Here is a 3,385-nt window from a genome sequence, read left to right on the forward strand (position 1 = left end):
GACGCGGACCGCGCCGGAGCCGCCTCCGGAACCCGAGCCCGAGCCGGCCCGCGAGCCGCAGCCGGAACCTGAACCGGAACCGGAACCGCCGCCGCAGCCGCGCCCCGAACCGGTGGACGTCACCCTCGCCATGGTCCCCGACCCCCCGACCGCCGGCGCCGAGCCACGGCAAGGCGGCTCGCTGGTCGGCCGCACCCTGCTGTTCCTCGCCCCCGCCGTGCTGGCCGCGGCCGCGCTCCGTCCCCGTGCGGGCGGCGGACGCTCCCGTTCGACTTCCTGAGGGAGAGCCCCATGTCCAACTGGCTGATCCTGACGCTCTGCATCGCCGGGACCTGCGCCGTGGTGCTGTTGTTCGTGTCGCTGCCCCGACGCCGCGGCGCCGGAGGGGACACCACCGAGACGCCGGACGTCATCGAGTACATGACCATGATGATCGGCGTCGTGTACGCGATCGTGCTGGGTCTGGCGATGGCCGGAGTCTGGGAGGAACGTGGCGCCGCCGAGGACTGGGTGCGCGCCGAGGCGCAGGCGCTGCACGAGGTCTCCACCCGCGCTCAGGCGTACCCGGAGGAGGTGAGCGAGGACATCCGGCAACAGGTGGACGGCTATGTCAGCCATGTGCTCGACGTCGAGTGGCCGCACATGGTGGACAACGCCGAACTGACCGAGGAGGGCGACGCCCTGCTCGCCGGGCTGCGCAGCACCATCGCCCTGCACGAACCCGCCTCCACCCTGGAGGCGCACGGCTACCACGGGCTGATGGACCGGGCGGCCGCCGTCGACGAGGCGCGTACCGCCCGTGCCCAGGCCGCCGAACCCACCATGCCGGGTGTCGTCTGGTTCGGCCTGGTCGCGGGCGGACTGGTGGCGATCGGGATGGTCTTCGCCCTCCAGATCCAGCGCTCGGCCCGCGAACTGCTGCTGGTGGGCCTGTTCAGCGCGCTGATCGCGTTCCTGCTGTTCCTCATCTGGCACTTCGACTCGCCGTTCGCGCGCGGTATCGGCGAACCCACGGAGGCGTTCGAGATCCTCTTCCCCGCACTCGGCGGAGGCGGCTGATCGCCGCTGCGGGCGTCGCTATACCCGACGGAACCACACATCTCATCACGCGGACATGTTCCTGCCAATAGCAAGTCGGGTAACCCTGCCGTAACGCCCCGGTACCGCCGGGCAGAACAACTGAATGCGCTTCGCCGACGCGAATCAGCCGCGCCCGTGACCAACGGCACACCAGCTCCTCGCCGTTCGCCCCCACGGGGCGATGGGCGCCGGACCGGTCCGGCCGGGCACCGTAGCAGCAGCAATGATGGCCGTTCATCGCCCCCTCGGTTTCTGTGGGCGATGCACGGTCGCTATTGTCTTGACTCCCCCACAAGATCTACGTCAATTTGTGTGAGCGCCTACTGCCTGTTCACACCGCCTCCCTAGGGGGATCGTTGATATCCACTTTCACCGTCCGGGCTGTCGGCCTCGGAGCGGCGGCCGGACTGCTCGTCGGGTGCTCGGTACTCTCCCCCGGTTCCGACGACCGCGTGCTCGAGGTCTGGATGATGAACCACAGCGTCGGGGAGGCGTTCATCGACAAGGCCGTCGCGGAGTTCGAGGACGAGAACCCGGGCGTCGAGGTACGCGTCACCATCCAGGAGTGGGGCGGCATCGGAGAGAAGGTCACCGCGGCGCTCACCAGCGGTGACGGCCCCGATGTGATCGAGGTCGGGAACACCCAGGTCGCGCAGTACGTGACCACCGACGGCCTCGCCGACCTCACCGGCCAGGTCGTCTCCCTCTCCGGCGACGACTGGGTGCCCGGCCTAGCCGACCCCGGCCAGGTCTACGGCCACCAGTACGGCGTGCCGTTCTACGCGGCGAACCGGGTGGTGATCTACCGCACCGACCACTTCGAGGAAGCCGGTATCGAGTCCCCGCCCGAGGACCGCGAGGAGTGGCTGAGCGTCACCGAGCAGCTGGACGAGGTCCCCGGCCGGCAGGGCATCTACCTGCCGGGCCAGAACTGGTACGTGCTGGCGGGCTTCATCTGGGACGAGGGCGGTGACCTCGCGGTCGAGAGCGGCGGGGTCTGGCAGGGCGCCCTGGACACCCCGCAGGCGGCGGCCGGCATGGAGTTCTACGAGCAGCTCCAGCGGCTCGGAGACGGTCCGATCGACGCCGACGAGGCCAATCCGGCGCACGAGGAGGTCTTCGCGCAGAACGAGGTCTCCCAGCTGATCACCACGCCGGGGTCGGCGCAGGCCATCGTGGAGGCCAACCCACAGCTGGAGGACAAGCTCGGCTTCTTCCCGGTTCCGGGCAAGGAGGCGGGCACTCCCGGCGCGGTCTTCACCGGCGGCTCCAACCTGGTGATTCCGGATGCCACCGACGACCTGCGGCTGGCGTACGAGTTCGTCAAGATGCTCACCGGCGACAAGTGGCAGACGGAGCTGGCCAGTTCGCTGAGCCTGGTGCCGAACCGGGTCACGCTCTCCGACGCGGTGCAGGACGACCCCGGCGCGGTCGCGATGGTGGAGGGCGCCCGCAACGGCCGGGCGACTCCGCAGTCCCCGCACTGGGCCAGCGTCGAGGAGGACAACCCCATCAAGGAGTTCCAGACCGCGGTCCTGCGGGGCGCCGACCCGGAGGTCGCCGGCACCGCGGCGTCCGAGGCGATCACCGCGCGGCTCAGCGGCCGCGGCTGAACCGGGCCGCACCCGACCGCACGTCACCGACGGGCGGGGCCGGACGCACTTGTGCGTCCCGCCCCGCCCGCCGGTGTGTCAGGCCCCGGGTGCCAGCCCCTGGCCGGCCAGCCACTCCAGCTGGCGTTCCCGCTGCGCCGCGCGCCCGCCGGTGTGCTCCCCGAAGGGCCAGACCGCGATCTCCGCGGCGCCGCCGTAGCGGTGGTAGGCGGCGAAGACCGTGGACGGCGGGCACACCGGGTCCATCAGCCCGACGCTGAAGAGGGCGGGCGCGGCCGCGCGTGGGGCGAAGTGCAGCCCGTCGAAGTAGTCGAGGGTCGCGAAGGTCTCCTCGGGGTCGGCCATCAGCCGATGGCCGAGGTAGTGGCCGAGTTCCGGATAGGGCCCGGCCGAGGCCAGCTGGGCGCCGCGCCGGAAGTGGCACAGGAACGGCACGTCGATCAGCGCGGCGGCCACCGCGTCGCCGCGGAGACCGGCCGTCGCCAGTGCCAGCCCGCCGCCCTGGCTGCCGCCCGCCACCACGATCCGGCCCGGGTCGACCGCCGGATGGGCGCGCATGGCGTCCACCGCGCGGGCCGCGTCGGTCATCAACCGCCGGTAGTAGTAGGTGTCCCGGTCGGTGATGCCGCGGGTCAGGAACCCCCGCGGCGGCTGGGGCCCGGGCGCGGGGTCGGGGTCCGGGGTACGCGCAC

3 protein-coding genes and 1 pseudogene are annotated in these 3,385 nt (G+C 71.6%); 3 read left to right on the forward strand and 1 reads right to left on the reverse strand.

Translation table 11 applies throughout. The annotated features are described in order from the left end of the window. The 3 genes and pseudogenes from E0D90_RS28155 to E0D90_RS24580 form a co-directional block, all read left to right on the forward strand. Positions 1–280 (forward strand): annotated as a pseudogene (locus E0D90_RS28155) (hypothetical protein); the annotation flags it as partial. Between the two features lie 11 nt (positions 281–291). Beyond that, positions 292–1,059 (forward strand): bestrophin-like domain, encoded by a 768-nt coding sequence (locus E0D90_RS24575; RefSeq protein ID WP_130800140.1) that lies wholly within the window; start codon positions 292–294, stop codon positions 1,057–1,059. Positions 1,060–1,439: 380 nt separating this feature from the next. Next, on the forward strand, positions 1,440–2,693 hold the full coding sequence (locus E0D90_RS24580) for an extracellular solute-binding protein (protein ID WP_438827449.1): 1,254 nt from the start codon (positions 1,440–1,442) through the stop codon (positions 2,691–2,693). A gap of 78 nt (positions 2,694–2,771) precedes the next feature. Here E0D90_RS24580 and E0D90_RS24585 read toward each other — a convergent pair. Beyond that, on the reverse strand, positions 2,772–3,385 hold a 614-nt coding region (locus E0D90_RS24585), incomplete at its 5' end, for an acetylxylan esterase (protein ID WP_157996940.1).

It is taken from the genome of Streptomyces otsuchiensis (assembly GCF_004305975.1).
GTDB lineage: Bacteria > Actinomycetota > Actinomycetes > Streptomycetales > Streptomycetaceae > Streptomyces > Streptomyces otsuchiensis.

Bases quoted from the DNA above. Each gene is read 5' to 3' on its own strand.
- E0D90_RS24575 (WP_130800140.1), top strand. From the start codon at position 292: ATGTCCAACTGGCTGATCCTGACGCTCTGCATCGCCGGGACCTGCGCC.